Here is a 25687-nt window from a genome sequence, read left to right as displayed (position 1 = left end):
ACGCGCGGCCCGGAAACGAGAACCCGGACTCTCGAGATTCCGGGTTCGCCCTTCGGGCGCCCCGGAATGACAACGATCAATGGAAGAGACGCATGAGCCGAGTCGCCACCAACCTGCAAATCGATTCCGCCCGCCTGTGGGGCTCCATCCACGAGACTGCGCAGTTCGGGGCGACGGCCAAGGGCGGCGTGCGGCGGCTGACGCTGAGCAACGAAGACAAGCAGGTGCGCGATTGGTTCCGCAAGGCCTGCGAGGATGCCGGACTCGAGGTTCACGTCGACGCGCTCGGATCACAGTTCGGATTGCGCAAGGGGCGCGACATGTCGAAGCTGCCGGTCGGCATCGGCTCGCACCTCGACACCCAGCCGACGGGTGGCAAGTATGACGGCATCTTGGGAACGCTCGGCGCGCTGGAAGTGATCCGCACGCTGAACGACGCCGGCATCGAGACCGAGGCGCCGATCTGCGTCGTCAACTGGACCAACGAGGAAGGCTCGCGCTTCGCGCCGGCGATGATGGCCTCCGCCGCCTATGTCGGCGATTTCACCACCGACGACATTTTGTCGCGCAAGGACATCGACGGTACCACCGTCGGCCAGGCGCTCGACAGTATCGGCTATCGCGGCGACAAGCCGGTCGGCTTCCAGAAGCTCGGCTGCTTCGTCGAGCTGCATATCGAACAAGGCCCGATTTTGGAAGCCGAGGGCAAGACCATCGGCGTGGTCGATTCCGGCCAGGGTGTGCTCTGGTACGACGGCAAGATCTCCGGCTTCGAGAGCCATGCGGGTTCGACCCCGATGCCGTTGCGGCGTGATGCGCTGGCGACGCTGTCGGAGATCGTGCTTGCGATGGAGGCGATTGCGAAGAAGCATGGGCCGAACGCGGTCGGCACCATCGGCGAGGCCGTGATCGCAAATCCCTCGCGCAACGTCATTCCCGGCGAGATCGCCTTCACCATGGACTGCCGCAGCGCCGATGGCGCGATCATGGATGCGCTCGACCGCGACCTGCGCGCCGCCATTGCCGAGATCGCCGGGCGCCGCAAGGTCGAGGTCAAGATCGACCTCGTCTGGCGCAAGCCGCCGACGCATTTCGATCCGAAGCTGATCGCGGCGGTCGAGAACGCGGCGAAGACGCTCGGCTATTCCTCCCGCCGCATCACCTCCGGCGCCGGCCACGACGCCTGCAACCTCAACACAATCATGCCGGCGGCGATGGTGTTCGTGCCGTGCAAGGACGGCATCAGCCACAACGAGCTGGAGGACGCAACCCAGCCCGACTGCGCCGCGGGCACCAACGTTCTCATGCATACCGTGCTGGCGATCGCCGGCGTCGCATCCTGACCGGAGAGAGCCATGCGCGGAGTTTTCGTCGACGCCAACGAAGCCCTCGCCGTGATCATGGAGCGGCTGGAGAAGCCTGGTGACCCCGAGGTGCGGATCCACCGGGATCCGGACATCAAGCCCGAGCAATATCCCGAGATCTTAGGCGGCGCCGAGATCGCCATCGTCGACCACACCGCGCTGCCGACCGAGGTCGCGAGGAAGTGCACTGGCCTGAAGCACGTCGTGTTCCTCGGTACCGGCGCGCGCAGCTACATGAACCCGGAGGAGCTCGCCGAGCTCGGCATCTCCGTGCACCTGATCAAGGGCTACGGCGACACCGCCGTGGCGGAATCCGCGATTGCGCTGATGTGGGCCTCGGCGCGCGTCATCGCGATGATGGATCGCGAGATGCGCGTCGGCAGCTGGCTGCGCGAGGACGGCATGCAGCTCACCGGCAAGACACTCGGCCTGATCGGCTTCGGCGGCATCGCCGCGGAGGTCGCGCGTATTGCCACGGGCAGCGGCATGAAGGTGATCGCCTGGAACCGCTCGCCGAAGAGCTATCCGGGCGTCGAATTCACCGATCTCGATACGGTGCTGGCGAGGAGCGACGTCGTGTCGCTGCATCTGCTGCTCAACGACGACACACGCGGCATGATCACGCGCGAGAAGATCCTTGCGATGAAGCGCGGCGTCATCCTCGTCAACACCGCCCGCGCCGCTATCGTCGACGAGGGCGCGATGATCGACGCGCTGAAGTCCGGCCATATCCGCCATGCCGGCCTCGACGTCTTCAATATCGAGCCGCTGCCCGGCGACCATCCGCTGACGAAGCTGCCGAACGTGACGCTGTCGGCACATTCGGCGTTCCGCACGCCGGAGGCCAGCGAAAACCTGATTGAAGCGGCGTGGGTTCACTGCCGCCGAATCGTGAAAGGATAAGAGCAACAACAATGGCCGACTATCGCACCTTAAAGGCAGAGCCGCTCACCAACGCCATCCGCGCCATCGTCAAGGCCGGCGGCTCCTCGGACCACGAGGCCGAGCTCGTCGCGACCAACCTCGTCGAGGCCAATCTCAGGGGACATGACTCGCACGGCGTCGGCATGATCCCGCGCTACGTCCAGAGCGTCACCAACGGCGGCCTCGCGGTCAACCAGCACGTCAAGATCGTGCTCGACACGGGGCCGCTTCTCACCCTCGACGGCCTCACCGGCTACGGCCAGGTGATCGGCCATGAAGCGATGGAGCTGGCGGCCGAGCGCGCCAAGAGCAACGGCGTGTGCCTCGTCGGCCTCTCCAACTCGCACCACATCGGCCGCATCGGCCACTGGGCCGAGCAGTGCATCGACCACGGGCTGGTCTCGATCCACTTCGTCAACGTGATCTCGCGTCCGATCGTGGCGCCCTGGGGCGGCAGCGATGCCCGCCACGGCACCAACCCGTTCTGCGTCGGCATCCCGCGCAGGGGCAAGGACCCGATCGTGCTCGACTTCGCCACCAGCCGGATCGCACAGGGCAAGACCCGCGTCGCCCACAACAAGGGCGTCGAGCTCGAGCCCGGCACCATCATCGACAATGAAGGCAAGCCCACGGTCAATCCGCGCTACACCGTGATCCCGCCGTACGGCGCGATCCTGCCGTTCGGCGAGCACAAGGGTTCGGGCCTCGCACTCGTGTGCGAAATCCTCGGCGGCGCGCTCTCCGGCGGGCAGGTGGTGAAGGGCCCGTCCGACGGCAAGTACAACGTCATCAACGGCATGCTCTCGATCGTCATCGACCCCGGCAAGCTCGGCACCGGCGAAAACCTCGCGCGCGAAGTCGAGAGTTTCGTTGCCTGGCACACCGGCTCACCGCCCGGCCCCGGCGTCGACAAGGTACTGATCGCCGGCGATCCCGAGCGGGAGACCAAGAAGAAGCGCCTCGCCGAAGGCATTCCGGTCGATCCGACCACCTGGCGGGAGATTTTGGAGGCCGGGAAGAAGTTCGGGCTGGATCAGGCGGCGATCGAAAAGATCGCGGGCTGATTCAAGCGGGAGCGCGCTGACCTTCCCTTCTCCCCTTGTGGGAGAAGGTGGCGCGATGCGCCGGATGAGGGGTTCGCTCCGCAAAGAAAATATTTCTCGAACCAGAGGCCAATCTCCGCGGTGAGAGACCCCTCACCCGTCTTCGATGCTTCGCATCGAAGCCACCCTCTCCCACTAGGGGAGAGGGCGAGCAGCGAACTAATCCACCATATCCGCAACCGCCTTGCCGCAGGCCGTGGTGTCGGCATTGCCGCCGAGGTCCTTGGTGCGCAGCGTGCGCTCGGCCAGCGTACGCTCGATCGCTTCGACGATCGACTTGCCGGCTTCCTTCTCGCCGAGATGTTCGAGCATCATCGCGCCCGACCAGATCATGCCGATCGGGTTGGCGATGCCCTGGCCTGCGATATCGGGCGCCGAGCCGTGCACCGGCTCGAACACCGAGGGAAAGTCGCCTTCGGGATTGATGTTGCCGGACGGCGCGATGCCGATCGTGCCGGTGCAGGCCGGGCCGAGGTCGGACAGGATGTCGCCGAACAGGTTCGAGCCAACCACGACGTCGAACCAGTCCGGGTGCAGCACGAAGTTCGCGGTGAGGATGTCGATGTGATACTTGTCCCACTTCACACCCGGAAACTTCTTGGCCATCGCCTCCACGCGCTCGTCCCAGTACGGCATGGTGATGGAGATGCCGTTGGACTTGGTCGCCGATGTCAGGTGCTTCTTCGGCCGCGATTGCGCGAGCTCGAAGGCGAATTTCAGGATGCGATCGACGCCGATGCGGGTCATCACCGTCTGCTGGGTGACGAACTCGCGATCGGTGTCCGGGAACATGCGGCCACCAACCGAAGAGTATTCGCCTTCGGTGTTCTCGCGCACCACCCAGAAATCGATGTCGCCGGGCTTGCGACCCGCCAGCGGTGACGGCACGCCGGGCATCAGCCGCACCGGACGCAGATTTACATACTGGTCGAACTCGCGGCGAAACTTGATCAGCGAACCCCACAGCGAGACGTGATCCGGAATCTTGGCCGGCCAGCCGACCGCGCCGAAATAGATCGCGTCGTGCTTGCCGATCTTCTCCTTCCAGTCATCGGGCATCATCTGGCCGTGCTTCTCGTAATAGTCGTAGGACGAGAAGTCGAAATGGTCGAAATGCACCGAGACGCCATGCTTCTTCGCGGCCGCCTCCAGGACGCGCAGGCCTTCCGGCATGACTTCCTTGCCGATGCCGTCGCCGGGAATGACCGCGATCCGGTATTGTTTCTTGCTCATCGAGAACGTCCTTGGTTGGTCCGGCAGCCGCCGCCTTTTTTGATCGCACTGCAATGGACCAAAGTCGGCGGCAGCGCAACGCTGCACTGCAATGTTGACCATGGCGCTGCCGGGCGCCTACTGATTTCATCCAGTTCCCATCCTCGCGAGTATTCCCCATGGATCTGCATCTGCGCGGCAAGCGCGTCCTGATCACCGGCGCATCCAAGGGCATTGGCGCAGCCGCCGCCGAGGCGTTTGCCGAGGAAGGCGCGCATCTCCTGCTCGCCGCCCGCAGCGGCGACCAGCTCAAGGCGCTGGCGGATCGCCTGCGCGCTGCGCACCAGATCGACGCCGTGACGAGCATTGTCGACCTGCGCAAGGAAGAGGATGTGGCGCGGCTGGCGAAGGAAGCCGCCGACATCGACGTCCTCGTCAACAACGCCGGCGACATCCCCGGCGGTTCGATCGACAAGATCGACGAGGCGACCTGGCGCCACGCCTGGGAATTGAAGGTGTTCGGTTACATCAACCTCACGCGGTACATCTACGCCCAGATGAAGGCGAAGGGCGGCGGCGTCATCGTCAACGACATCGGCGCCGCCGGCGAGAAGTTCGACGCCAACTACATCTGCGGCAGCGCCGGCAATGCTGCGCTGATGGCTTTCACCCGCGCGCTCGGCGGCAAGAGCCTCGCAGACAACATCCGCGTGGTCGGCATCAATCCCGGGCCCGTCGGCACCGACCGCCACGTCACCCTGCTCAAGACGCGGGCGAAGCACCAGTTCGGTGACGAAAGCCGCTACAAGGAATTCCAGAAGAGCCTGCCGCTCGGACGCCCCGCGCATGCGCGGGAGATCGGCGATCTCATGGCCTTCCTGGCGTCGGACCGCGCCGGCTATACCTCGGGCGTGATCTACACGGTCGACGGCGGCATCAGCGCGGGCTGGGGTTAACTCTATCCTCGTCATTGCGAGCGTAGCGAAGCAATCCAGGAATGTATCCGCCGGTAGCAGTCTGGATTGCTTCGCTGCGCTCGCAATGACGTTTGAATAAGCACAGGAGTACGATAGTTGTCTCAAGACCTGATCCGCGAAACCGCCTGCACCGTCGTCGACAAGCTGCGCTCAGGCGACGTCTCACCGCTCGAGCTGCTGGACGTGGTGGAGAAGCGCATCAAGGAGGTCGACGGCAAGGTGAACGCGCTGCCGACACTGTGCTTCGATCGCGCGCGGACCAATGCGAAAGCCATGATGCAGAAGCCGGCCGGCGCGCGCGGGCTGCTCGCCGGCCTGCCGGTGCCGATCAAGGACCTGACCGATGTCGCCGGCGTGCTGAACACGCAGGGCTCGCCGATCTTCAAGGATAACATCCCCGCGAAGTCCGATCTCATGGTCGAGAACCTCGAAGCCAACGGCGCGGTGGTCTACGCCAAATCCAACACGCCGGAGTTCGGCGCTGGTGCCAACACCTTCAACGAGGTGTTTGGCGCGACGCTCAATCCCTGGGATACGGCGAAATCGGCAGCCGGCTCCTCCGGCGGCGCCGCCGTGGCGCTTGCGACCGGCATGGCGTGGCTGGCGCAGGGCTCCGACATGGGCGGATCTTTGCGCAGCCCTGCGGCATTCTGCGGTGTGGTCGGCATGCGGCCAAGCATCGGCCGCGTCGCACATACCCCCAAAGCGGGCATCGATCGCAATCTCGGCGTCGTCGGCCCGATGGCGCGCAACGTCGAGGATCTCGCGCTGCTGCTGGATGCCATGAGCGGCGACTATGCGGATGATCCGCTGTCGCTGCCGGCGCCCACGACCTCGTTCCTGTCGGCGGCCCAGGCGGGCAAGAGACCGAAGCGCATCGCCTATTCCCCCGATCTCGGCATCACCCCTGTCGATCCCGAGGTCAAGGCGATCACGCGCAAGGCCGCCGAACGTTTCGCGGAAGCCGGCGCCATCGTCGAGGAGGCACATCCCGACTGGCGCGAGGCGCATGAATGCTTCCACGTGCTGCGCGCCTTCGATTTCGCGATCACCAAGGCCAATCTGCTGCGCAACAAGCGCGATCTGCTCAAGCCCGAGGTGATCTGGAACATCGAAGAAGGCCTCAAGCTCACGGTCGAGCAACTCGCGCGCGCCGAGGCGCAGCGCGTCAACATGACCGCCCGCGCGGTCGATTTCTTCAAGACCTATGATCTGTTGCTGACACCGACGACGATCGTCCCGCCCTTCCCGATCGAAAAACGCTATGTCGCCGAATGCGGCGGCAAGAAATTCGAGAATTATGTCGAATGGCTCGGTATCGTCTACGCCATCACGCTTGCCTGCTGCCCCTCGCTGTCGCTGCCGTGCGGCTTCACGACATCGGGCCTGCCGGTCGGCGTGCAGGTCGTCGGCGCCCCGCGCGCCGACGCGCAGGTGATCGCCGGCGCGAAGGTGCTGGAGGACATTCTCGGCCTGCGCGCGACGACGCCGATCGACCCGAAGATGAAGGCATAAGGTACGCCGCACCGGGGACCTTGGCTGTCCCCGGTGCCGGCATCTTCGCCATCGAACCGTTGGTATGTGACCAGCCACCACGGCCTTGCCCCCAAGATCAGTCCTAGTCGTTCACTTTGGGGCCGCCGTGGTACTGGTGCGCATCATAGCCGACGTCCTCGGCCATGGCTGAATAGTCCATGGAGGCCGGATGGACCTGCGACAGCTGGACGGCGCCTTCCGAATTCGCATAGGGATGGTGCACCACGTCGCGCGCGGCGGCGGCGGCGCAAAGCGCGACCAGAATGGCCGACGCAGCGAGAACAGACTTCATCATGATTCACGTGCCTCTTGTTGAATGCCACCAGCAAACAGGAGATGGCTTTGGCAACGTAGGAATCCCAGGCTGAATCCGCGCTTGCGTTATAGGCGTCGCATAGGCATTCCGTGGGTCCTGGATCACCTCGATGCCGTATGCGCCTCCAGGCTCCGGCTGTAGCGCGACATCGCGAAGCAAAACATGAAGTAGATCGCGGCGACGAAGATGTAGACCTCGACCGAAAACTGCTGCCAGGCCGGATCGATGATCGCGGTCTTCGCCGTGGTCAGCAGGTCGAAGATGCCGATGATCAGCACGAGGCTGGTGTCCTTGAAGAAGGCGATGAAGGTGTTCACCAGCGGCGGGATGACATGGCGGATCGCCTGCGGCAGGACGATCAGCCGGTGCTTGCGCCAGTAGGACAGTCCCAGCGCATCGGCGGCTTCATATTGTCCGCGCGGCACGGCCTGGAGACCGCCGCGGATGACTTCGGCGAGGTAGGCGCCGGCGAACAGGATGATCGCGATCTGGGCACGCAGCAGCTTGTCGATGTTGAACCCGCTGGGCATGAACAGCGGAAACATCACGCTTGCCATGAACAGCAGGCTCACCAGCGGCACGCCGCGGATCAGCTCGACATAGAGCACGCTGAGCGAGCGGATCGCCGGCAGCTTCGAGCGCCGGCCGAGCGCGACGAGGATGCCGAGCGGGAAGCCGAAGGCCAGACCGAACGTCGCCAGGATCAGCGTCACCGGCAGTCCGCCCCAGCGGTCCTGCGAGACAAAGGACAGCCCGAACACGCCGCCCCACATCAGCACGCTGATCAGCGCCAGCGCACCGATCCAGAGATAGGCGAGCTCGCGTCGCCATAGCGCGCGGCGGGTCGAGAGAAAATACAGCGCGATGAACAGCACGACCGACAGCGCCGGCCGCCACTGCTCGTCAAACGGATAGGTGCCGAACAGGATGAAGCGGTATTTTTCGGGGATGATGGCCCAGCAGGCGCCGACGCCACGCACGGCGCGGCAGGCGCTGGAATCGTTCGCCGGCGTCAGCCACACTGCGTTCGCGAGGCCCCATTGCGCGAAGCTGAAAATGCCTTTGGCCAGCAGAGCCAGCAGCACGACCGTGAGGATGCCGTTGGGGATCGACGAGAACAGGTTGGTACGCAGCCAGCGCAGGGCCGGATTGCCGATCTGCGGTCGGCGGGCGGCGCGGGGTGCTTCGGGGATGTCGGTGACTGCGCTCATGCTCAGCGCTCCACCAGCGCGATGCGCGCATTGTACCAGTTCATGAAGAAGCTGATGGAAAGACTGATGGTCAGGAACACTGCCATGATCAGCGTGATCGCCTCGATCGCCTGCCCGGTCTGGTTCAGCGTGGTGTTGGCGACCGAGACCACGTCCTGATAGCCGATCGCGACCGCGAGGGAGGAGTTCTTGGTCAGATTAAGGTACTGGCTCGTCATCGGCGGAACGATCACCCGAAGCGCCTGCGGCAGGATGATCTGCCGCAGCATGAAGCTGCGGCGCAGGCCGAGCGCATTGGCGGCATCCCACTGGCCGCGCGGTACGGACTGGATGCCGCTGCGCACGATCTCGGCAATGAAGGCCGAGGTATAGGTCACGAGCGCGATCAGTAGCGCGAAATATTCCGGCGCAAGCGTCAGCCCGCCGACGAAGTTGAAGCCGCGCAGCTGTGGCCATTCGATCGTCCAGGACACGCCGAGCACCAGCGAGACGGCCGCCGGCAGCGCAACGATGAGGCCGAGCGCAAAGGGCCAGGCCGGCCGCGGCCGGCCGTCGCGCATCTGCTGCGCGATCAGCCGGCGCCGGATGACGTAGAACACGACAAGGCCCAGCACGGCCGTGCCGAGTACCCAGAGTTGCGGCGAGCCGATCGGGATAGCCGGCAGGATCAGGCCACGATTGGACAGGAACACGCCCTCGACGGGCCGCCACGCTGCGCGCGCGGCTGGCAGCGCCTGCATCAGCACGTACCAGAACAGCAGCTGGAGCAGCAGCGGGATGTCACGGAGGGTTTCGACATAGACGGCGGCAAGCCGCGACAACAGCCAGTTGGCCGACAGCCTGGAGATGCCGATCAGCGTGCCCAGAAGGGTCGCGAGCACGATGCCGATCACCGCAACGCGCAGGGTGTTGGCGATGCCGACGACGAAGGCCCAGAGGTAGGGATCCCTCGGACTGTAGGCGAGCAGGCTGTCGGCGATCGGCATGCCGGCCTCGCGGCCGAGGAAGGCGAAGCCGGTGGTGATCCGGCGGGCCGACAGGTTGGTGACGGTGTTGGACCAGAGGAAGGCGATCACCGCGAGCGCGATGCCGACCACCAGGACCTGCCAGAACAGGCCCTTCAATTCGTTGCGGCCGAGCGCGAAGAGGCGGCGGCGCGGCGGCGGTCTGGGATGATCGGCGGTCACAGCACAAAAATCCTTCTCGAATGCAATGATTTCCGGCGGCGCACGTCAACTGTTGCACCAAACCTGGTTTCATGCAACAAATGTTTCATGGCCGAGCCCGCGAAATCCTCGCCCCTGAGCGAACTGCGCATCGCATTGCCATCGCTCCCCCTGCGCTTGCAGGAGGTCGGCCGCTTTGTTGCCGCCAATGATTACGACGCCACCACCCGCTCGATGCGCGATCTCGCCGCCGAGGCCGGCGCCGATCCCGCCGCGTTCACCCGGCTCGCCAAGGCGATCGGCTATTCCGGCTGGGACGAGCTGCGCGCGGCGCTGACCGAGGCGCGGCGTCCATCGCAGACCTCGCCCTTCTCCGGCCGCGCAAAAAGCCGCCGTCACGGCCCTCACGCCGACGTCGCGCTCGTCATCGACAAGCTCGAGGCCGAGGCCGCGGGCCTTCCGCGCATTCCCGCACACCCCATTGCGGAAGCCGCCCGTGCGCTGCACGAGGCCAAGCGGATCTGGATCGCGGGCTATCGCAGCTGCCGTAGCGTCGCCGAACTCCTGAACTACGAACTGCGGCTGTTCCGCCCCGAGCAGGTGCAACTCGTCGGCGCATCCGGCCCCGACGATCTCGATCTCGGCGCGTTCCGCCCCGGCGAAGCCGTCATCGTCCTCGGCTTCCTGCCCTACACGCATGCGAGCGTCCGCGTCGCCCAGGCCGCTCATTGCAGCGGCGCAACGCTGATCGCGATCGCGGACAGCCTTTCGGCACCGATGGCTGAGGGCGCCGCCCACGTGCTGCTGTTCGAAGCGGCCTCCTCGCCCGGTTTTTTCCCCAGTCTCACCGGCGCGATCGCGATCGCGCAGTCACTCGCAGCGGTCACGTTCTCGCTCGGCGGCCTCGCCGCGAAGAAACGTCTGGAACATACCGAGGCGCGGCTCGCCGCGGCTACCACCTACGTCTCGGAGAAAGGTTGATCCATGAGCACTCGCACCAGCCGCGTGCTGCACCGCTCGCTACGCGAAACCCCGCCCAAGGCAATCGGCGGCGAAGGCGTCTATCTGTTTGCCGAGGACGGGCGCCGCGTCATCGACGCCTCCGGCGGGGCGGCGGTCTCCTGCCTCGGCCACCAGCATCCGCGCGTGATCGCGGCAATGACGAAACAGGCCTCGACGCTGGCCTATGCTCACACCGCCTTCTTCTCCTCCGAGCCGGCCGAGGCGCTGGCCGAGAGGCTGGTCGGCCACGAGCCGGGCGGACTTGCCTACGCCTATTTCGTCAGCGGCGGATCGGAGGCAATCGAAGCCAGCATCAAGCTGGCGCGGCAATATTTCATCGAGCGCGGCGAGCCGCAGCGGCAGCATTTCATCGCGCGGCGGCAGAGCTATCATGGCAACACGCTCGGCGCGCTCGCCGCCGGCGGCAATGCCTGGCGCCGCGCGCCCTATGCGCCGCTGCTTTCGGCCGCGTTCAGCCACGTCGCGCCGGCCTTTGCTTATCACGAGAAGCGCGAGGGCGAGTCGGATGCGCATTTCGTGGCGCGGCTCGCCGCCGAGCTCGAAGCCGAGTTCCAGCGGCTTGGCCCTGACACCGTGGCGGCGTTCCTCGCCGAGCCCGTCGTCGGCGCCACCGCCGGCGCGGTGACCGCACCGGATGGCTACTTCAAGGCGGTGCGCGAGATCTGCGACCGTCACGGTGCGCTGCTGATTCTCGACGAGGTCATGTCGGGCATGGGCCGCACCGGCACGATGCATGCCTGGGAGCAGGAAGGCATCGCCCCCGATATCCAGGCCATCGCAAAGGGGCTCGGCGGCGGCTATCAGCCGATCGGCGCGATGCTGGCGAGCGGCAAGATCATCGACACCATCCGCGCGGGCTCGGGCGCCTTCCAGCACGGCCATACCTACCTTGCGCATCCCCTTGCCTGCGCGGCGGCGCTCGCGGTGCAGGATGTGATCCTCGAGGACGGCCTGCTCGATCGCGTGAAGGAACGCGGCCGGCAGCTCGAGCAGCGCCTGACCGAGCGCTTCGGCAATCATCGCCATGTCGGCGACATCAGGGGCCGCGGGCTGTTCTGGGCGATCGAGCTCGTCGCCGACCGCGCCAGCCGCACCTCGTTCGATCCCGCGCTCAAGCTGCATCAGAAGATCAAGGCCGAAGCCTTCGCCAACGGGCTCGGCTGTTATCCCGGCGGCGGCACCGTGGATGGCGTCCGCGGCGACCATGTTCTGCTGGCGCCACCCTATATCGCTTCCGCCGCCGAGATCGACCTGATCGTCGACAAGCTCGGCACGAGCGTCGACAACGTGTTGCGTAGTGTCAATCACTGAGGGGAGAGTACTATGAGGAAAGTGGTTATCGCAGCGGGCGTGCTCGCAGCATCGACGGTGATCGCGTCGGCGGCGACGCTCGACACGGTGAAAAGCCGCGGCACGCTGGTGTGCGGCGTCAGCGCCGGCTTTGCCGGCTTCTCCGCGCCGGATTCGCAAGGCAACTACAAAGGTCTCGACGTCGACTATTGCCGCGCACTCGCGGCAGGCGTGCTGGGCGATGCCAGCAAGGTGCGTTACGTCTCGTTGACGGCGCAGAACCGCTTCACCGCGCTGCAATCGGGCGAGATCGACGTGCTCTACCGCAACTCGACGCAGACATATCTGCGCGGTGTGACGCTCGGCCTGCGCCAGGGCCCGATCAACTTCTATGACGGCCAGGGATTTGTGGTGAAGAAGGACCTCGGCGTGAAGGAGCTGAAGGACCTCAAGGGTGCCACCGTCTGCGTCGCGCAGGGCACGACGCACGAGGTGACGCTCGGCGATTACGGCCGCGCCAACGGCATCGACTGGAAGCCGCTGGTGTTCGACCGCGTCGACACCATGTACCAGACCTTCTTCGGCGGCCGCTGCGATGCCATGACCCAGGATGCCTCCGCGCTCGCCGGCGCCGTGACGACCGCCGCGCCGAACCCGGCCGACTACGTCGTGCTGCCGCAGACCATCAGCAAGGAGCCGCTCGGTCCCTTCACCCGCAACGGCGACGAGGTCTGGAGCGACATCATCACCTGGCTGCATTACGGCCTGATCGAGGCTGAAGAGCTCGGCGTCACGCAAGCCAATGTCGACGAGATGGCGAAGTCGCAGACGCCCGCGATCCAGCGCCTGCTGGGCGCCACCGGCGATCTCGGCTCGCGGCTCGGGCTCGACAACAAATGGCTGGTCACGGCGATCAAGGCCACCGGCAATTACGGCGAGATCTATGAGCGCAATGTCGGCAAGGCCAGCCCGCTGAAGCTCGATCGCGGCCTCAATGGCCTCTGGAGCAAGGGCGGCTTGATGTACGCGGTGCCGTTCAAGTAAACGACTGCCGTTTCACGGACGCGCTGCAGCGTCCCGGCGATGCGAAGCATCGTCCGGTGCGCTGCTGCGCAGAGCCGGGCCCCGGTCATCGCGAATGGGCCCTGGCTCTGCAGCGTAATACTCCGCATTGCGCTGCGTCCGGGGCACGAGACCTGTGAGGTAATCATCTTCAATGACGACGCCGCCCCCTCGCATCGCTCTGATCCACGCCCTCAAGCACTCTATCGCGCCGATCGAGGCGGCCTTCGCGAAGGCATGGCCGCAGCCGCGCCTGATGAACCTACTCGATGACAGCCTGTCTGCGGATCTGGCGCGCGATGGTAAACTGACCGACGCCATGAACGACCGCTTCGTCACGCTCGGCGACTATGCTGTGGCAACTGGTGCGAACGCGATCCTCTTCACCTGCTCGGCCTTCGGCCCCTGTATCGAGGCTGTGGCGCGCGCGCATGCGCCGATGCCGGTGCTGAAGCCGAATGAAGCGATGATCGAGCGCGCGGTGACGATGGGCAAGCGGATCGGCCTGCTCTCGACCTTCCCGCCAACACTGGTCTCGATGCCGCCGGAATTCCCCGCCTCGGTCCAGGTCGTGCCGAAACTCGCCGAGGGCGCGCTGGCCGCGCTCGACCGCGGCGACCGCGCCACACATGACCGGCTGATCGCGGAAGCCTCGCGCGACCTACGCGATTGCGACGTCATCGCACTGGCGCAGTTCAGCATCGCGGCAACGGCGCCGCTGGTCGCGGAAGCCACTGGTCTTGCGGTCGTAACGACGCCGGACAGCGCGGTCGAGAAGCTGATGAGGCTGCTGAAAGCGAGCGCTTAGGCGCCCGCTTTCGTCCGGCGCCTTGCATTCTTGATTGCCAGCGCGAGCGCGGCCTTGGTTTCGGTCACGAAATCCTCGACCAACTCCTCGCGCGTCGCATGTGCCGACCCGCCGGTGAACAGGCCCTGCTCGGCCAGCATCACCACGCCATGCACCGCCGCCCAGATCTTCAGCGCTTGCCGTTCGCGCAAGTAGCCGACGGCCGGCGATTCCAGCGCTTCGATCACCAGCCCGAGCGTCTCGCGCGTCGCCTCGTGCAGCTCGCTGCCCTTGGCGGCGCAGGAGACGGTGCGCGAGGCAAACATCAAGCGGTAGATGCCGTTGCGGCGCAGGCCGAAATCGAGCGTCGCGTGCGCCAGCCGCGACAGCTTCGATTGCTTCGACGGCTTTGCCATTGCCTCGCGCAGGATCGTGCTGAGCTGCCGGAACGCCTCCGCCGTCACCGCCGCGAGCAGTGCCTCACGGTCGGCGAAGTGCCGATACGGTGCCGGCTGCGAGACGCCGAGCTGCTTTGCCAGCGCCTTGATGCTGATCGCCTCCGCCCCGCCCCGCTCCGCCTCACGCAGCGCGGCCTTGATCAGGGCGTCACGGAGATCGCCATGGTGGTACGTCTTCTCGGGCTTGCGAGCGAGTTGTGAACGCATGTTGCGGCAAAGCCTATAAGTTTGCGCTTGACAGGGAAAGCCCGCCGCGAATGTAATAGCATATAACTTACGCCGAGCGGCAAATGCCGCCGACAAAAATCGACATGAGGAACGCGGGCCGCCTTTCGCGCACGCAAACGACCAGGGAAGCCGCCATGGCAGAGCGACTGAAGGTTCACGTCGATCCCGACAAATGCCAGGGCCATGCGCGCTGCAAGGCGCTGGCGCCCGAGCTGTTCGAACTCGACGAATACGGCAACGCGCATGAAGCCGGCGATGGCACGGTCCCGCCGGGGCTCGAGGACAAGGCGTGGCTTGCCAAATCCAACTGCCCGGAAATCGCAATCGACGTGATCGAGGAGTAGCGCGGGCGTCCTGTCCGCCCGCGTGCGCGTGATTCCAGCGACCACAAGCCGAGGATTCCCCCGACATGTCCGACGTCAGCCAGCCCGTCGCCCATCCGCCCGTCACCGACTGGGTCAACGATTTCGACCACACCGATCCGCAATGGACGGACGATCCGTTTCCGATCTGGGATGAGATGCGCGCCGCAAGCCCGGTCGTGCACACCGAGCGATTCCTCGGCTGTTACATGCCCACGACCTACGAGGCGGTGCGCGCGATCGCCAACGACACCGAGCATTTCTCCTCGCGCCGCATCATCGTCCGCGACGTGCGGCCGGAGATTTCCAGGAACGCGGCCCCTCCGATCACCTCAGATCCGCCCGCGCACAAGCCGGCCAAGCAGTTGCTGCTGCCGCCGTTCACGCCGGATGCGATGAAGAAGCTGGAACCGCGGATGCGCGCGATCTGCAACGAGCTGATCGACGGGTTCATCGCGGACGGCAAGGTCGATGCCGCCGCGCGCTACAGCAAATACATTCCGGTCCAGGCCATCGCGCACATGCTCGGCATCCCCGAGAGCGACAGCGATCTCTTCATCAACTGGATCCACATGATCCTGGAGCTCGGCATCAAGGACCAGAGCAAGCTGCTCCAGGCCTCGGAGGAGATGACCGCCTATTTCAGTGCCCACATCGAGGAGCGCAAGGCAAAGCCGACGGACGATCTCATCTCCTATCTGATGAACGCCACGGACAAGGAGGGCAACCCGCTGGAAGATTCCCACGTGCTGGGATCGCTGCGCTTGCTCCTGATCGCCGGCATCGACACCACCTGGAGCGCGATCGGTTCCTCGCTTTGGCATCTGGCGAGGACGCCGGCCGACCGCGAGCGGCTGATCGCGGAGCCCGCGCTGATCCCGACGGCGGTCGAGGAGCTGCTGCGCGCCTATTCGCCGGTGACCATGGCCCGCGAGGTGGTCAAGGAAACCACGGTCTCGGGCTGCCCGGTCAAGGCGGGCAACATGGTGCTGCTGTCCTTCCCAGCCGCCAACCGCGATCCAAAGATGTTTCCGGACGCTGACAAAGTCGTGATCGACCGCCGGGAGAACCGCCACGCCGCCTTCGGCCTCGGGATCCATCGCTGCGTCGGTTCCAACCTTGCGCGAATGGAGATGCAGGTTGCGCTGGAGGAATGGCTGAAGCGGATCCCCGATTTCCGCCTCGATCCGGCAGGCACCGTGACCTGGTCGCAGGGCACGGTGAGAGGCCCCCGGCAGTTGCCATTTTTGCTGGGAAAGGCGATGTAGGCCTCTCCAAACAGGGATAGAGAGAGGCCGGACGTGGCAGAGCAAGTAATCCAACCGGCCTCCGACCATATCGACATCGCCGATGCCGAGCGGCGGATCAAGGCGATCCTGATCGGCTCAATCGGCAATCTCGTCGAATGGTACGATTTCTACGCCTATACGGCTTTCGCGCTCTATTTCGCTCCCGCCTTCTTCCCCGGCAACGACCCCGTCGTCCAGCAATTGAACGTCGCCGTCGTGTTCGCGGCGACCTTCCTGATGCGGCCCCTGGGCGGCTGGTTCTTCGGCTACCTCGCCGACCATTTCGGCCGGCGCATCTCGCTGACCCTGTCCGTCGTGTTCATGTGTTTCGGCTCGCTGATCATCGCGCTCACGCCGACTTATGCCACGATCGGCTTTGCCGCGCCTGTCATCCTGGCGCTTGCCCGCGTGATCGAGGGCCTCAGCCTCGGCGGTGAATACGGCGCCAGCGCCACCTACCTCAGCGAGGTCGCCGATCCCAGACATCGCGGCTTCTATTCCAGCTTCCAATACGTCACCCTGATCGGCGGCCAGCTCACCGCGATCATCGTGCTGCTGCTCCTGCAGAAGGTCTTCCTGACGCCGGAGGAGCTGAAGGCCTGGGGCTGGCGCATCCCGTTCGCAATCGGCGCGGCGCTCGCGATCTTCGCCGCGGTGATGCGGCGCGGCCTACATGAGACCGAGGCGTTCGAGGAAGCCAAGAAGGTGGTGAAGCCGACCGGCTCGATCACCAATCTGCTGCGCTACCCCCGCGAGCTCTTGCTGGTCGTCGGCCTCACCGCCGGCGGCACCGCGGCGTTCTACACCTTCACCACCTACATGCAGACCTTCGTCAAGCTCTCGGTCGGACTGACCGAGGACCAGACCACCTTCGTGATCTTCGGCTCGCTGATCTTCGCGACCATCCTGCAGCCGATTTACGGCGCCATCTCCGACAAGATCGGCCGCAAGCCGCTGCTGATCTTCTTCGGCGTCGCCGGCACGCTCGCAACCGTTCCGCTGCTGATGACGCTGAAGGAGACCAAGTCGCCTTTCATGGCCTTCATCCTGATCTGCTGCGCCTGGCTGTTCGTCGCCGGCTACACCTCGATCAACGCCGTGGTGAAGGCCGAGCTGTTCCCGACCAATGTCCGTGCGCTCGGCGTCGGCCTGCCCTACGCCATCACGGTCTCGATCTTCGGCGGAACCGCGCCGGCGATCGCGCTCTACTTCAAGAGCATCGGGCACGAGGACTGGTTCTACTTCTACCTCAGTGGCATCATCTGCCTGTCGCTGATCATCTATTCCACCATGCGCGACACCAAGCACGCTTCCGCAATGCATCGCCACGAGTAGTTCATTCACGAGTAGGCCATGGCCGACGACGAGCCGCCCGACAGCAAGCTGACGCGCACCAAGGAGAAATGGGCGCGCGAAGGCCGCTTCCTCACCGGCAGGATCACGCGACCGGAAGACCAGCGCCTGCCGCCCGGGCAGCACCTGACCAAGGACTGGCCGGTGCTCGATCTCGGGGTCACGCCGCCGGTGTCGCGTGAGCGCTGGCGGCTCGACGTCTACGGCGCGATCGAAAATCCGGTGTTCTGGACTTATCCCGAGTTCGCCGCGCAGAAGCAGCAACAGTTCACCTCCGACATCCACTGCGTGACGACCTGGTCACGCTACGACAATGAGTGGGAGGGCCTCGCCACGCGCGAGCTGCTCGCCGTCTGCCGGCCCCGCGAGGATGCCCGCTTCGTCGTGCTGCATTCCTACGACGGTTACACCACCAACCTCGCGCTGGAGGACTTTGCCGCCGAGGACGCGCTGCTCGCCCATAGCTGGTCCGGCCAGCCGCTGACGGAGGAGCATGGCGGACCGGTACGCATGGTGGTGCCGCATCTCTATTTCTGGAAGAGCGCGAAATGGCTCCAGGCCATTGAATTCCTGACCGAGGACGCGCCGGGTTTCTGGGAAGTTCGCGGCTATCATAACCGCGGCGATCCCTGGGCCGAGCAGCGCTATTCTGGCGACTAGGATTCAAACAGAAACGGGGGAAAGCCCATGCCGACGGAACGCTTTCAATTCACCGGCGAAGGCGGCCATCAGCTCGCGGCGGCGCTGGAGCTGCCCGACGGCGAGCCTTCGGCTTATGCACTGTTCGCGCACTGCTTCACCTGCGGCAAGGACACGCTGGCGGCCAAGCGTATCTCGGTCGCCCTCGCCGCCAAAGGCATCGCGGTGCTGCGCTTCGACTTCACCGGGCTCGGCTCCAGCGAGGGCGATTTCGCCAATTCGACCTTCTCCTCCAATGTCGCCGACCTCGTCAGGGCCGCCGATCATCTGCGCGAGACGCACAAGGCACCGTCGATCCTGATCGGCCACAGCCTCGGCGGCGCCGCGATCCTGGCCGCGGCCGCAAAGATTCCCGAGGCAAGAGCGGTGGTCACCATCGCCGCGCCCTCAGATCCCGTCCACGTCACCGGCCTGTTCAGGGAGCATCTCGACAGCATCCGCACGCAGGGCGAGGTCGAAGTCTCGCTCGCGGGGCGTCCGTTCCGGATCAAGCGCGAATTCCTCGACGACATCGCCGAGCATGAGCTGATGAAGGATGTCACCGGGCTGCACAAGGCGCTGCTGGTGATGCATTCGCCTGTTGACGACACCGTCGGCATCGACAATGCGACAAGGATATTCGTTGCGGCCAGGCACCCCAAGAGCTTCGTCTCGCTCGACCACGCCGATCATCTCCTGACCAAGTCTGCCGACGCGCTCTACGCAGCCGATGTGATCACAGCCTGGGCGAGCCGCTACGTCGATTCGGCAACGGCCGCGAAGGTGATGGATCTCCCCGAGGAACCGCGGAAGGTCGTGGTGCAGGAGACCCGCAAGAGCAAGTTCAACCAAATCATCACCGTCGGCCCCCATCATCTGGTGGCAGATGAGCCGAAAGCTGCCGGCGGCGAGGATGCCGGTCCCGGCCCCTATGACTTCCTGCTTGCAGGCCTCGGGGCCTGCACGTCGATGACCATGCGCCTCTATGCCGATCGCAAATCGCTGCCGCTCGATCGCGTCACGGTCACGCTGAAGCACGCGAAGATCTACGCCAAGGATTGCGCGGAGTGCGAGACGCGCGAGGGCATGCTGGACCAGATCGAGCGCGACATCGCGATGGACGGCGCGCTCGACGCCGAGCAGCGCAAGAAGCTGATGGAGATCGCCGACAAGTGCCCGGTGCACCGCACGCTGACATCGGAGATCCGCATCGTGACCAGGGCCGTGGAGTGAAGTGTTGTTGTTTGAGCATGATCTTTTCGGAAAACCACTTCCCACATTGCGCTAACGCGGCGCTTCGGGTCCGGATCATGCTCTAGAAGCACGAGGCCATCGTCCGCACCGCCGCGCTGATCTCGCTCTCGCGCCACGCCGCAAAGCCGAGCAGCAGGCCGTGATCGTGCGGCTTGCCGAGTGCCAGGCTGGATAGAGCTCGCGTGACAACGCCCGCCTCCGTGACCCGCTTCACCGCCGCCTGATCGGCGCGACTGCGCTTGAGGCGCGCCACGAGCTGGATGCCGCCAGAGGGCACCTCGACCGAGAGCACCTCGCCGAGATGGCGTTCCAGCCCCGCGACGAGATGATCGCGCCGCGCGTGATAGAGCCGGCGTACCCGGCGCAGGTGCGCGAGGAAATGGCCATCGGCGATAAATTCGGCGAGCGCTTCCTGGATATGGCTGGCGGCGATCAGCCCAATATGCCGCTGTGCGATCTCCAAAATGCTGACCAGCGCCGGCGGCGCGACGAGATAGCCGAGCCGGATATCCGAGGTCATCGCCTTCGAGAAGGTGCCGACATAGAACACCCGGCCGTGTGCATCGAGGCCCTGCAAGGCCGGCACGGGACGGCTGTCGTAGTGGAATTCGCCGTCGTAATCGTCCTCCACGATCCAGGTCTTGCCTGGACGGCTCAGCCGGAGAAACTCGGTGCGGCGTGCCAGTGACATCAACCGTCCGGTCGGATGCTGGTGCGACGGCGTCATGAAGATCAGTGTTGGCGCTGCGGGCCCCGGCATCCGCTGCATGCCCTGCTCATCCAGCCTGATGCCGCTCACGCGCGCTCCAGAGGCATGGAAGGCGGCTGCGGCCCCGGGATAGCCGGGATCCTCGACCCAGACCTCGTCACCGGACGTGATGACGGCAGCCGCAATCAAGGTGAGCGCGGCCTGCGCGCTTGGCAGAATCAGGATCTGATCCGCCGTGGCGCGAACGCCCCGGCTGGTCGCGAGGTAATGCGCCAGCGCCGCGCGCAGGCGCGGCCGGTTGACGGGGCCGAGCTCGCGCCTGGCTGCCCATACGGCGCTGCGGCGCAGGCAGCGTCCCCAGATATCGTTCGGAAACTCTCTTGCATCGCCATGCCCCGGGCGGAGGGGTTTGAGCGGCGCCAGATAGGACATCGGCCAGTCCGTCTGCTTGAGCTTCGAGGCCCAAGGCGAGAGTCGCGGCTTGCCGATGCGCGGACGCGATGCAGCTGTCCCTGCTGCATCGATCTGCGCAGCGCCGTCGACGGTTACGACCGGGCGCCGTCCGTGCGACGCTGCCAAATACCCTTCCGCAGCGAGCTGCTCGAAGGCGTGGGTGACGGTGTTGCGGGAAATGCCGAGATCGCTCGCGAGCCGGCGGCTCGACGGCAGCGCACGGCCCTTGCCGAGGCGGCCGCTCGCAATCAGGCCTCGGAGCTGCCCTGTCAGCTGCATCGCAAGTCCGTCCGCGTCGGCCCGCTTCAGGTCGATCAGACCCGCGATCATGGCTTCGGAAACTGGCACCTTGTTCTTCTCCAATCTGGCACTTTTTCCGGTGCCAGCCGAGATGCTATCCGCCGGGCTGGACTGCTTCAAGGACCATCGAGATGAACTCCCTGTCCCCGCGCGCGGCCATCGGCCTTTTCCTCATCGTCGTGCTGGCCTGGGGCGTGAACTGGTCGGTGACGAAGCAGCTCGTCCAGTTCCTTCCCCCATTGTGGACTTCGGCGATCCGGAGCTGGATCGCGCTGGCCGGATTATTCGTGATCCTCGGACTGAGCAAGAATCTGGTGATCCCGGATCGGCGCGACATTCCCGTGGTCTTGAGCGTGGCGCTGCTGCACATGACGATATTCTCGGTCCTGGTCGCGGCCGGTGTGCGCTTCCTGCCCGCGAGCAAGGCTATCGTGCTCGGCTACACCACGCCGCTCTGGGTCGCCATCGCCGCGCCGCTGCTGGGGAAGGATACGCTGACCGCGCCAAAGCTCGCCGGCGCGCTGCTCGGATTGATCGGCCTCGCCGTGATCCTGAATCCGACGTCCATCGACTGGACCAATGCGAACGTCATGCTCGGCGCGGGCATGGTCATCCTGGCCGCGATCTCATGGGCCGCCAACATCATCTATATCCGCGCGCATCGCTGGATCGCCTCGCCGCTCCAGCTTCTGATCTGGCAGGTCCTCGTCGCGACGATCGTGCTGACAGGGTCGGCGGCGGTCACCGACGGCCTACCGCATGCGGAATGGTCGTGGAGGCTCGTGTTGCTGTTCCTGTATTCCGGTCTGATCGGGACTGCATTGGCCTATTGGGCGATGTCGATGGTCAACAAGAGCATCTCGGCCCTGACGACGGCACTGGGCACCACGGGAACGCCGCTCGTCGGCATCGCCAGCGCCGCGATCCTGCTCGGCGAGCCCATCGATGTCAGCCTCGCTGTCGCGGCAGGGCTGATCGTCACCGGCATCGGCCTTGCGACGCTCGGCGACCGGCTGCTACGAGGTCAGGCGACGGCGAGCGGCTGAACCCGCAAAACGCCGCGTAGACCGGCCGCCGTACCGAGCAGGATGCCGGCGACTGCAATGAGCGAGCCCAATGCGAGGGTCGACACGCCCGTGAGCCCCTGCCCGATCGAGCAGCCGAACGCCATCACGCCGCCCATCCCCATCAGCGCAGCGCCTGCGCCCGAGCGCAGCATGTGGCGCGGCGAGGAATAACCTTCGAGCTTGAAGCGACCCGTAGCAAGTGCCGTCACCATACTGCCGGCAAAGACGCCGGCAACCGTCGCGACGCCGAAATTCAGCGTCAGGCCGGTCGAGAGCATGGCGTATTGCAGGGCGTCCGCGATCGGCGCGACGAAGGTGAGCGAGGTCACCGGAACGGGGTTGAAATCGTCGGCGCCGAGATAGCCGGTGACGTACCAGCCGCCGGCGACGAGGAGGCCGACGATGATGCCCGCTGCGATCTGGCCGGGCGAGCGGCGGAACGCAGGATGCGCGAAAGCGAACAGGATCAGCGCGACGATGATCGCCGCAGCTGCGAGCGCGCGCGAAAGCACTTCCGTCAGTCCGAGCGTCGCCAGCACGGTCGGCAGCGAATTCGTGCCAACGGTGGTTTGCGACGCCTGGACCAGCGCAATGCGCGCCGGTGCAATCAGGCCCTTGAGCGTCATCTGCGCCGCGATGGCCAGCACGATCACGACGACGAACGAACGGAGATTGCCGCGCCCGAGCAGCACCAGCGCGCGTGAGCCGCAGCCGTTCGACAGCACCATGCCGTAGCCGAACAGCAGGCCGCCGAGAAACAGCACCGGCACCGAAAAGGTTGCTTGTAGGTAGATCGACTTGCCGAGATCGACCATGCCGCTACCGGCGAGGAACTGGCTCGCGGCAATCGCGACCGCAATCGCCAGCGCATAGGTCCGCACCAGCCTCCCGTCGCCCTCCGCCAGAAAGCCGCGCATGCTGCTCATCAGGCAGAAGCCGCTGAGCAGGCCCACGGTGCCGTAAATGAGCCCGATGACGAGACCGGCGAGGATGACGAGCTGGGTGGATTCCATCAGTTGTTCTCAGACCTCTCGCCATACTCCGTCATTGCGAGCGCAGCGAAGCAATCCAGACTGCCGCCGAGGATACAGTTCTGGATTGCTTCGCTGCGCTCGCAATGACGAGCTTCATGGCCGCAGGATTACCCTATCGCGCGACGAGCCGGCGACCGCTACATACGCCTCCTTCGCGCGCTCCAGCGGATAGATCGCGTTCGCCCTGATCGGAAACGGCTTCAGATGACCGCTTGCAAAGCCGGGCCCGAGGTCGCGCAGCACCGCGCCCGTCGCGGCCGAGGACAGGCCGAGCGTGTCGATGCCGACATAAGTATGCTGCCCCCGGTAGAATTCGAGGATATTGAACTGCACGATGCGGTCGATCGCGGCGATCAGGATCTGGCGGCCGCGCAGGGCAAGCGACTTGTGCGCGGCCTGGAAATAGGGATCGCCGACCGTGTTGAAGACGATGTCGGCGCCCTTGCCGCCGGTCAATTCGCGCACGCGCGTGGCGACGTCGGTGGCGGAGGCATCGATCACCTCGATCGGCGCGTTGGCGTGACCTTCATAGGCCTCCGCCTTGCGCACCACTCCGATGACGCGCGCGCCCCGCCAGGTCGCGATCTGCACCGCGGCCTGCCCGACCTTGCCGTTGACGCCGAACACCAGAACGGTCTCGCCGCTCTTCGGTACGCCGGCCCGGCGAAAGCCTTCCATCGCGGTGACAAAGGGCACGCCGATGCCGGCGGCCTCCTCCCAGGACACCGTCTTGGGCTTTTCCACCACCGCATCGGCCTCGACGACGAGATGAGTTGCGTGGGTGCCGTCGCGGCGGATGCCGAGGTCGCCGGAGGAGCCGAACACCTCGCGCCCCATTGCGCCCGCGGGCCCGTCAACCACCACGCCGGCGTAGTCGCGGCCGGGGGTTCGGGGGAACACGGCATAGGGCATCAGCCCGGTCGCCGCCTTGACGTCGGATGGATTGACCGCTGCGGCCTTCACCTCGATGAGGAGATCGTTAGGCCCCCGCGTGAGCGTCTGGCGCTCGACGCCAGGTGCGAGAGCAGCAGCGTTCTCGGCTTTGGCGTTGAGGCGCACACAGCGCGCTTCGACCGTATTGGCATCGGCTGGCGACATGAAAAGGCCCGCGAGTTCTCGCGGGCCTTTTCGCCTTTGGGGGCGGTCGAGTCAATCCGTCAGTCAGTCCTTGGGCCGCTTGTCGTAGAGCCGTTTCGCCTTGCCGAGCGAACGCTCCAGTGTGGCGGGGGCGACCACCTGAACCCTCGAACTGACGCCGATCGTGTTCTTGATGTGGGTCGAGATCCGGTCGGCATGGTCGACGAGGCCCCTTCCGTCCCAGCTCTCGGGCCGCGCCTCGGCGATGATGGTCAGCTCGTCCATGCGGCCTTCGCGGGTCAGCTCGAGGATGAAGTGGCCGCCGCACCAGTCGGTCGCGAGCAGCACCTCCTCGATCTGGGTCGGGAACAGATTGACCCCGCGCAGGATGATCATGTCGTCCGAGCGGCCCGTCACCTTGTCCATGCGCCGCATGCCCGGCCGCGCCGTTCCCGGCAAGAGCCGCGTCAGGTCGCGGGTGCGATAGCGGATCACCGGAAAAGCTTCCTTGGTGAGCGAGGTGAAGACCAGCTCGCCCTTCTCGCCGTCCGGCAGCACCGCGCCGGTCTCCGGGTCGATCACTTCGGGGTAGAAATGGTCCTCCCAGACATGCAGGCCGTCCTTGGTCTCGATGCATTCCTGCGCGACGCCCGGGCCGATCACCTCCGAGAGGCCGTAGATGTCGGTTGCATCCATGTCGAAGGCATCCTCGATCTCGGCGCGCATCGCATTGGTCCAGGGCTCGGCGCCAAAGATGCCGACCTTGAGCGAGCATTGGCGCGGATCGAGCTTCTGGCGCTTGAACTCGTCGAGGATCGCCAGCATGTAGCTTGGCGTCACCGTGATGATGTCAGGCCGGAAATCGTTGATGAGCTGCACCTGCCGCTCGGTCATGCCGCCGGAGATCGGCACCACGGTGCAGCCCAGCTTTTCGGCGCCGTAGTGCACCCCTAAGCCACCGGTGAAGAGGCCATAACCATAGGCATTGTGGATGATCATGCCGGTGCGGCCGCCGGCTGCGCGGATCGAGCGCGCCATCACCTCGGACCAGGTGTCGATGTCGCGTTGGGTGTAGCCGACCACGATCGGTTTGCCGGTCGTGCCGGAGGAGGCATGAACGCGCACCAGCCTTTCGCGCGGCACGGCGAACATGTTGAAGGGATAGTTGTCGCGCAGGTCTGTCTTCACCGTGAACGGAAATTTTGCAAGATCGGAGAGCTCGCGAAAGTCCGACGGGTGCACGCCAGCCCTGTCGAAGACCTTCCGATAATGCGCGACGTTGTCGTAGGCGTGCTTCAGCGACCAGGCCAGCCGCTGCTTCTGCAGCGCCATGATCTCGTCGCGCGAGGCTCGCTCATGCGCGTCCATCTCGGCACTATAGGTGCTGCCGCCTTCCTTGCGCCTCGTCAGAGCCATGCTCGTTTCCCCACATTGGTTCGTTTCTTTTCTTGTTT

The 25687-nt window shown here is 65.4% G+C and carries 24 protein-coding genes; 15 read left to right on the top strand and 9 right to left on the bottom strand.

Annotated elements, in window-relative coordinates; genetic code table 11:
• Positions 1-92 precede the first annotated feature (92 nt).
• From A5906_RS17660 to A5906_RS17650, 3 genes are read left to right on the top strand one after another with little or no spacing between them, the layout of a single operon-like run.
• Entirely contained in the window at positions 93-1343 is a 1251-nt protein-coding gene (locus A5906_RS17660; protein ID WP_080136664.1) for a Zn-dependent hydrolase, read from the top strand.
• Positions 1344-1355: 12 nt separating this feature from the next.
• Positions 1356-2267 (top strand): NAD(P)-dependent oxidoreductase, encoded by a 912-nt coding sequence (locus tag A5906_RS17655; RefSeq protein ID WP_080136663.1) that lies wholly within the window; start codon positions 1356-1358, stop codon positions 2265-2267.
• A gap of 11 nt (positions 2268-2278) precedes the next feature.
• Positions 2279-3352 carry a malate/lactate/ureidoglycolate dehydrogenase gene (locus tag A5906_RS17650; RefSeq protein WP_080136662.1) on the top strand — a complete coding sequence of 358 codons (1074 nt, stop codon included), beginning with the start codon at positions 2279-2281 and terminating at the stop codon, positions 3350-3352.
• 198 nt (positions 3353-3550) lie between these two features.
• Here A5906_RS17650 and A5906_RS17645 read toward each other — a convergent pair whose 3' ends face one another.
• Positions 3551-4624: a tartrate dehydrogenase gene (locus A5906_RS17645; RefSeq protein WP_080136661.1), complete on the bottom strand. Its 1074-nt coding sequence runs from the start codon at positions 4622-4624 to the stop codon at positions 3551-3553.
• 158 nt (positions 4625-4782) lie between these two features.
• On the opposite strand from A5906_RS17645, the gene A5906_RS17640 reads away from it, so the two are divergent.
• A complete protein-coding gene (locus A5906_RS17640) occupies positions 4783-5559 on the top strand; it encodes an SDR family oxidoreductase (RefSeq protein ID WP_080136660.1) in 777 nt (258 codons plus the stop codon).
• Between the two features lie 117 nt (positions 5560-5676).
• Positions 5677-7095: an amidase gene (locus tag A5906_RS17635; RefSeq protein WP_080136659.1), complete on the top strand. Its 1419-nt coding sequence runs from the start codon at positions 5677-5679 to the stop codon at positions 7093-7095.
• A gap of 103 nt (positions 7096-7198) precedes the next feature.
• Here A5906_RS17635 and A5906_RS17630 read toward each other — a convergent pair whose 3' ends face one another.
• The 3 genes from A5906_RS17630 to A5906_RS17620 form a co-directional block, all read right to left on the bottom strand.
• Complete coding sequence (locus A5906_RS17630) at positions 7199-7411, bottom strand: hypothetical protein (protein ID WP_080136658.1); 213 nt, start codon at positions 7409-7411, stop codon at positions 7199-7201.
• A gap of 122 nt (positions 7412-7533) precedes the next feature.
• Positions 7534-8643: an amino acid ABC transporter permease gene (locus A5906_RS17625; RefSeq protein ID WP_080136657.1), complete on the bottom strand. Its 1110-nt coding sequence runs from the start codon at positions 8641-8643 to the stop codon at positions 7534-7536.
• A 2-nt stretch (positions 8644-8645) separates the two neighbouring features.
• Positions 8646-9830: an amino acid ABC transporter permease gene (locus A5906_RS17620; RefSeq protein ID WP_080136656.1), complete on the bottom strand. Its 1185-nt coding sequence runs from the start codon at positions 9828-9830 to the stop codon at positions 8646-8648.
• An 87-nt stretch (positions 9831-9917) separates the two neighbouring features.
• Between A5906_RS17620 and A5906_RS17615 the strand changes: the two genes are divergently transcribed.
• The 4 genes from A5906_RS17615 (at position 9918) to A5906_RS17600 (ending at position 13992) form a co-directional block, all read left to right on the top strand.
• Complete coding sequence (locus tag A5906_RS17615; protein WP_080136655.1) at positions 9918-10790, top strand: MurR/RpiR family transcriptional regulator; 873 nt, start codon at positions 9918-9920, stop codon at positions 10788-10790.
• 3 nt (positions 10791-10793) lie between these two features.
• Positions 10794-12143, top strand: coding sequence for an aspartate aminotransferase family protein (locus A5906_RS17610; protein ID WP_080136654.1), 1350 nt, complete (start codon positions 10794-10796; stop codon positions 12141-12143).
• 12 nt (positions 12144-12155) lie between these two features.
• Positions 12156-13166 (top strand): amino acid ABC transporter substrate-binding protein, encoded by a 1011-nt coding sequence (locus A5906_RS17605; RefSeq protein WP_080136653.1) that lies wholly within the window; start codon positions 12156-12158, stop codon positions 13164-13166.
• A 172-nt stretch (positions 13167-13338) separates the two neighbouring features.
• Complete coding sequence (locus tag A5906_RS17600) at positions 13339-13992, top strand: aspartate/glutamate racemase family protein (protein ID WP_080136652.1); 654 nt, start codon at positions 13339-13341, stop codon at positions 13990-13992.
• Here A5906_RS17600 and A5906_RS17595 read toward each other — a convergent pair.
• Positions 13989-14636: a TetR/AcrR family transcriptional regulator gene (locus tag A5906_RS17595; protein WP_080136651.1), complete on the bottom strand. Its 648-nt coding sequence runs from the start codon at positions 14634-14636 to the stop codon at positions 13989-13991. The genes A5906_RS17600 and A5906_RS17595 overlap by 4 nt on opposite strands.
• Positions 14637-14791: 155 nt before the next feature.
• On the opposite strand from A5906_RS17595, the gene A5906_RS17590 reads away from it, so the two are divergent.
• From A5906_RS17590 to A5906_RS17570, 5 genes are all read left to right on the top strand, one after another.
• A complete protein-coding gene (locus A5906_RS17590) occupies positions 14792-15001 on the top strand; it encodes a ferredoxin (RefSeq protein WP_018648108.1) in 210 nt (69 codons plus the stop codon).
• Positions 15002-15066: 65 nt separating this feature from the next.
• A complete protein-coding gene (locus tag A5906_RS17585) occupies positions 15067-16287 on the top strand; it encodes a cytochrome P450 (RefSeq protein ID WP_080136650.1) in 1221 nt (406 codons plus the stop codon).
• Positions 16288-16320: 33 nt separating this feature from the next.
• Positions 16321-17643, top strand: a complete 1323-nt coding sequence (locus tag A5906_RS17580; RefSeq protein WP_080136649.1) for an MFS transporter — start codon at positions 16321-16323, stop codon at positions 17641-17643.
• Between the two features lie 18 nt (positions 17644-17661).
• A complete protein-coding gene (locus A5906_RS17575) occupies positions 17662-18321 on the top strand; it encodes a sulfite oxidase-like oxidoreductase (RefSeq protein ID WP_080136648.1) in 660 nt (219 codons plus the stop codon).
• 27 nt (positions 18322-18348) lie between these two features.
• Complete coding sequence (locus tag A5906_RS17570) at positions 18349-19572, top strand: bifunctional alpha/beta hydrolase/OsmC family protein (protein ID WP_080136647.1); 1224 nt, start codon at positions 18349-18351, stop codon at positions 19570-19572.
• An 82-nt stretch (positions 19573-19654) separates the two neighbouring features.
• Here A5906_RS17570 and pdxR read toward each other — a convergent pair whose 3' ends face one another.
• On the bottom strand, positions 19655-21085 hold the full coding sequence (pdxR, locus tag A5906_RS17565; RefSeq protein ID WP_186465175.1) for a MocR-like pyridoxine biosynthesis transcription factor PdxR: 1431 nt from the start codon (positions 21083-21085) through the stop codon (positions 19655-19657).
• A gap of 101 nt (positions 21086-21186) precedes the next feature.
• Here pdxR and A5906_RS17560 point away from each other — a divergent pair, with 101 nt between their 5' ends.
• Positions 21187-22101, top strand: a complete 915-nt coding sequence (locus A5906_RS17560) for a DMT family transporter (RefSeq protein WP_080136646.1) — start codon at positions 21187-21189, stop codon at positions 22099-22101.
• Here A5906_RS17560 and A5906_RS17555 read toward each other — a convergent pair.
• From A5906_RS17555 to paaK, 3 genes are all read right to left on the bottom strand, one after another.
• Positions 22080-23135, bottom strand: coding sequence for a YeeE/YedE family protein (locus A5906_RS17555; protein WP_080136645.1), 1056 nt, complete (start codon positions 23133-23135; stop codon positions 22080-22082). The two genes, A5906_RS17560 and A5906_RS17555, sit on opposite strands and share 22 nt — an antisense overlap.
• A gap of 114 nt (positions 23136-23249) precedes the next feature.
• Positions 23250-24254 carry a quinone oxidoreductase family protein gene (locus A5906_RS17550; RefSeq protein ID WP_080136644.1) on the bottom strand — a complete coding sequence of 335 codons (1005 nt, stop codon included), beginning with the start codon at positions 24252-24254 and terminating at the stop codon, positions 23250-23252.
• 63 nt (positions 24255-24317) lie between these two features.
• A complete protein-coding gene (paaK, locus tag A5906_RS17545) occupies positions 24318-25649 on the bottom strand; it encodes a phenylacetate--CoA ligase PaaK (protein ID WP_080136643.1) in 1332 nt (443 codons plus the stop codon).
• Positions 25650-25687 lie beyond the last annotated feature (38 nt).

The organism is Bradyrhizobium sacchari (assembly GCF_002068095.1).
Classification (GTDB): domain Bacteria; phylum Pseudomonadota; class Alphaproteobacteria; order Rhizobiales; family Xanthobacteraceae; genus Bradyrhizobium; species Bradyrhizobium sacchari.
The sequence above is the reverse complement of the archived record's forward strand: the minus strand, read 5'-3'. Positions and strand labels throughout refer to the sequence as shown.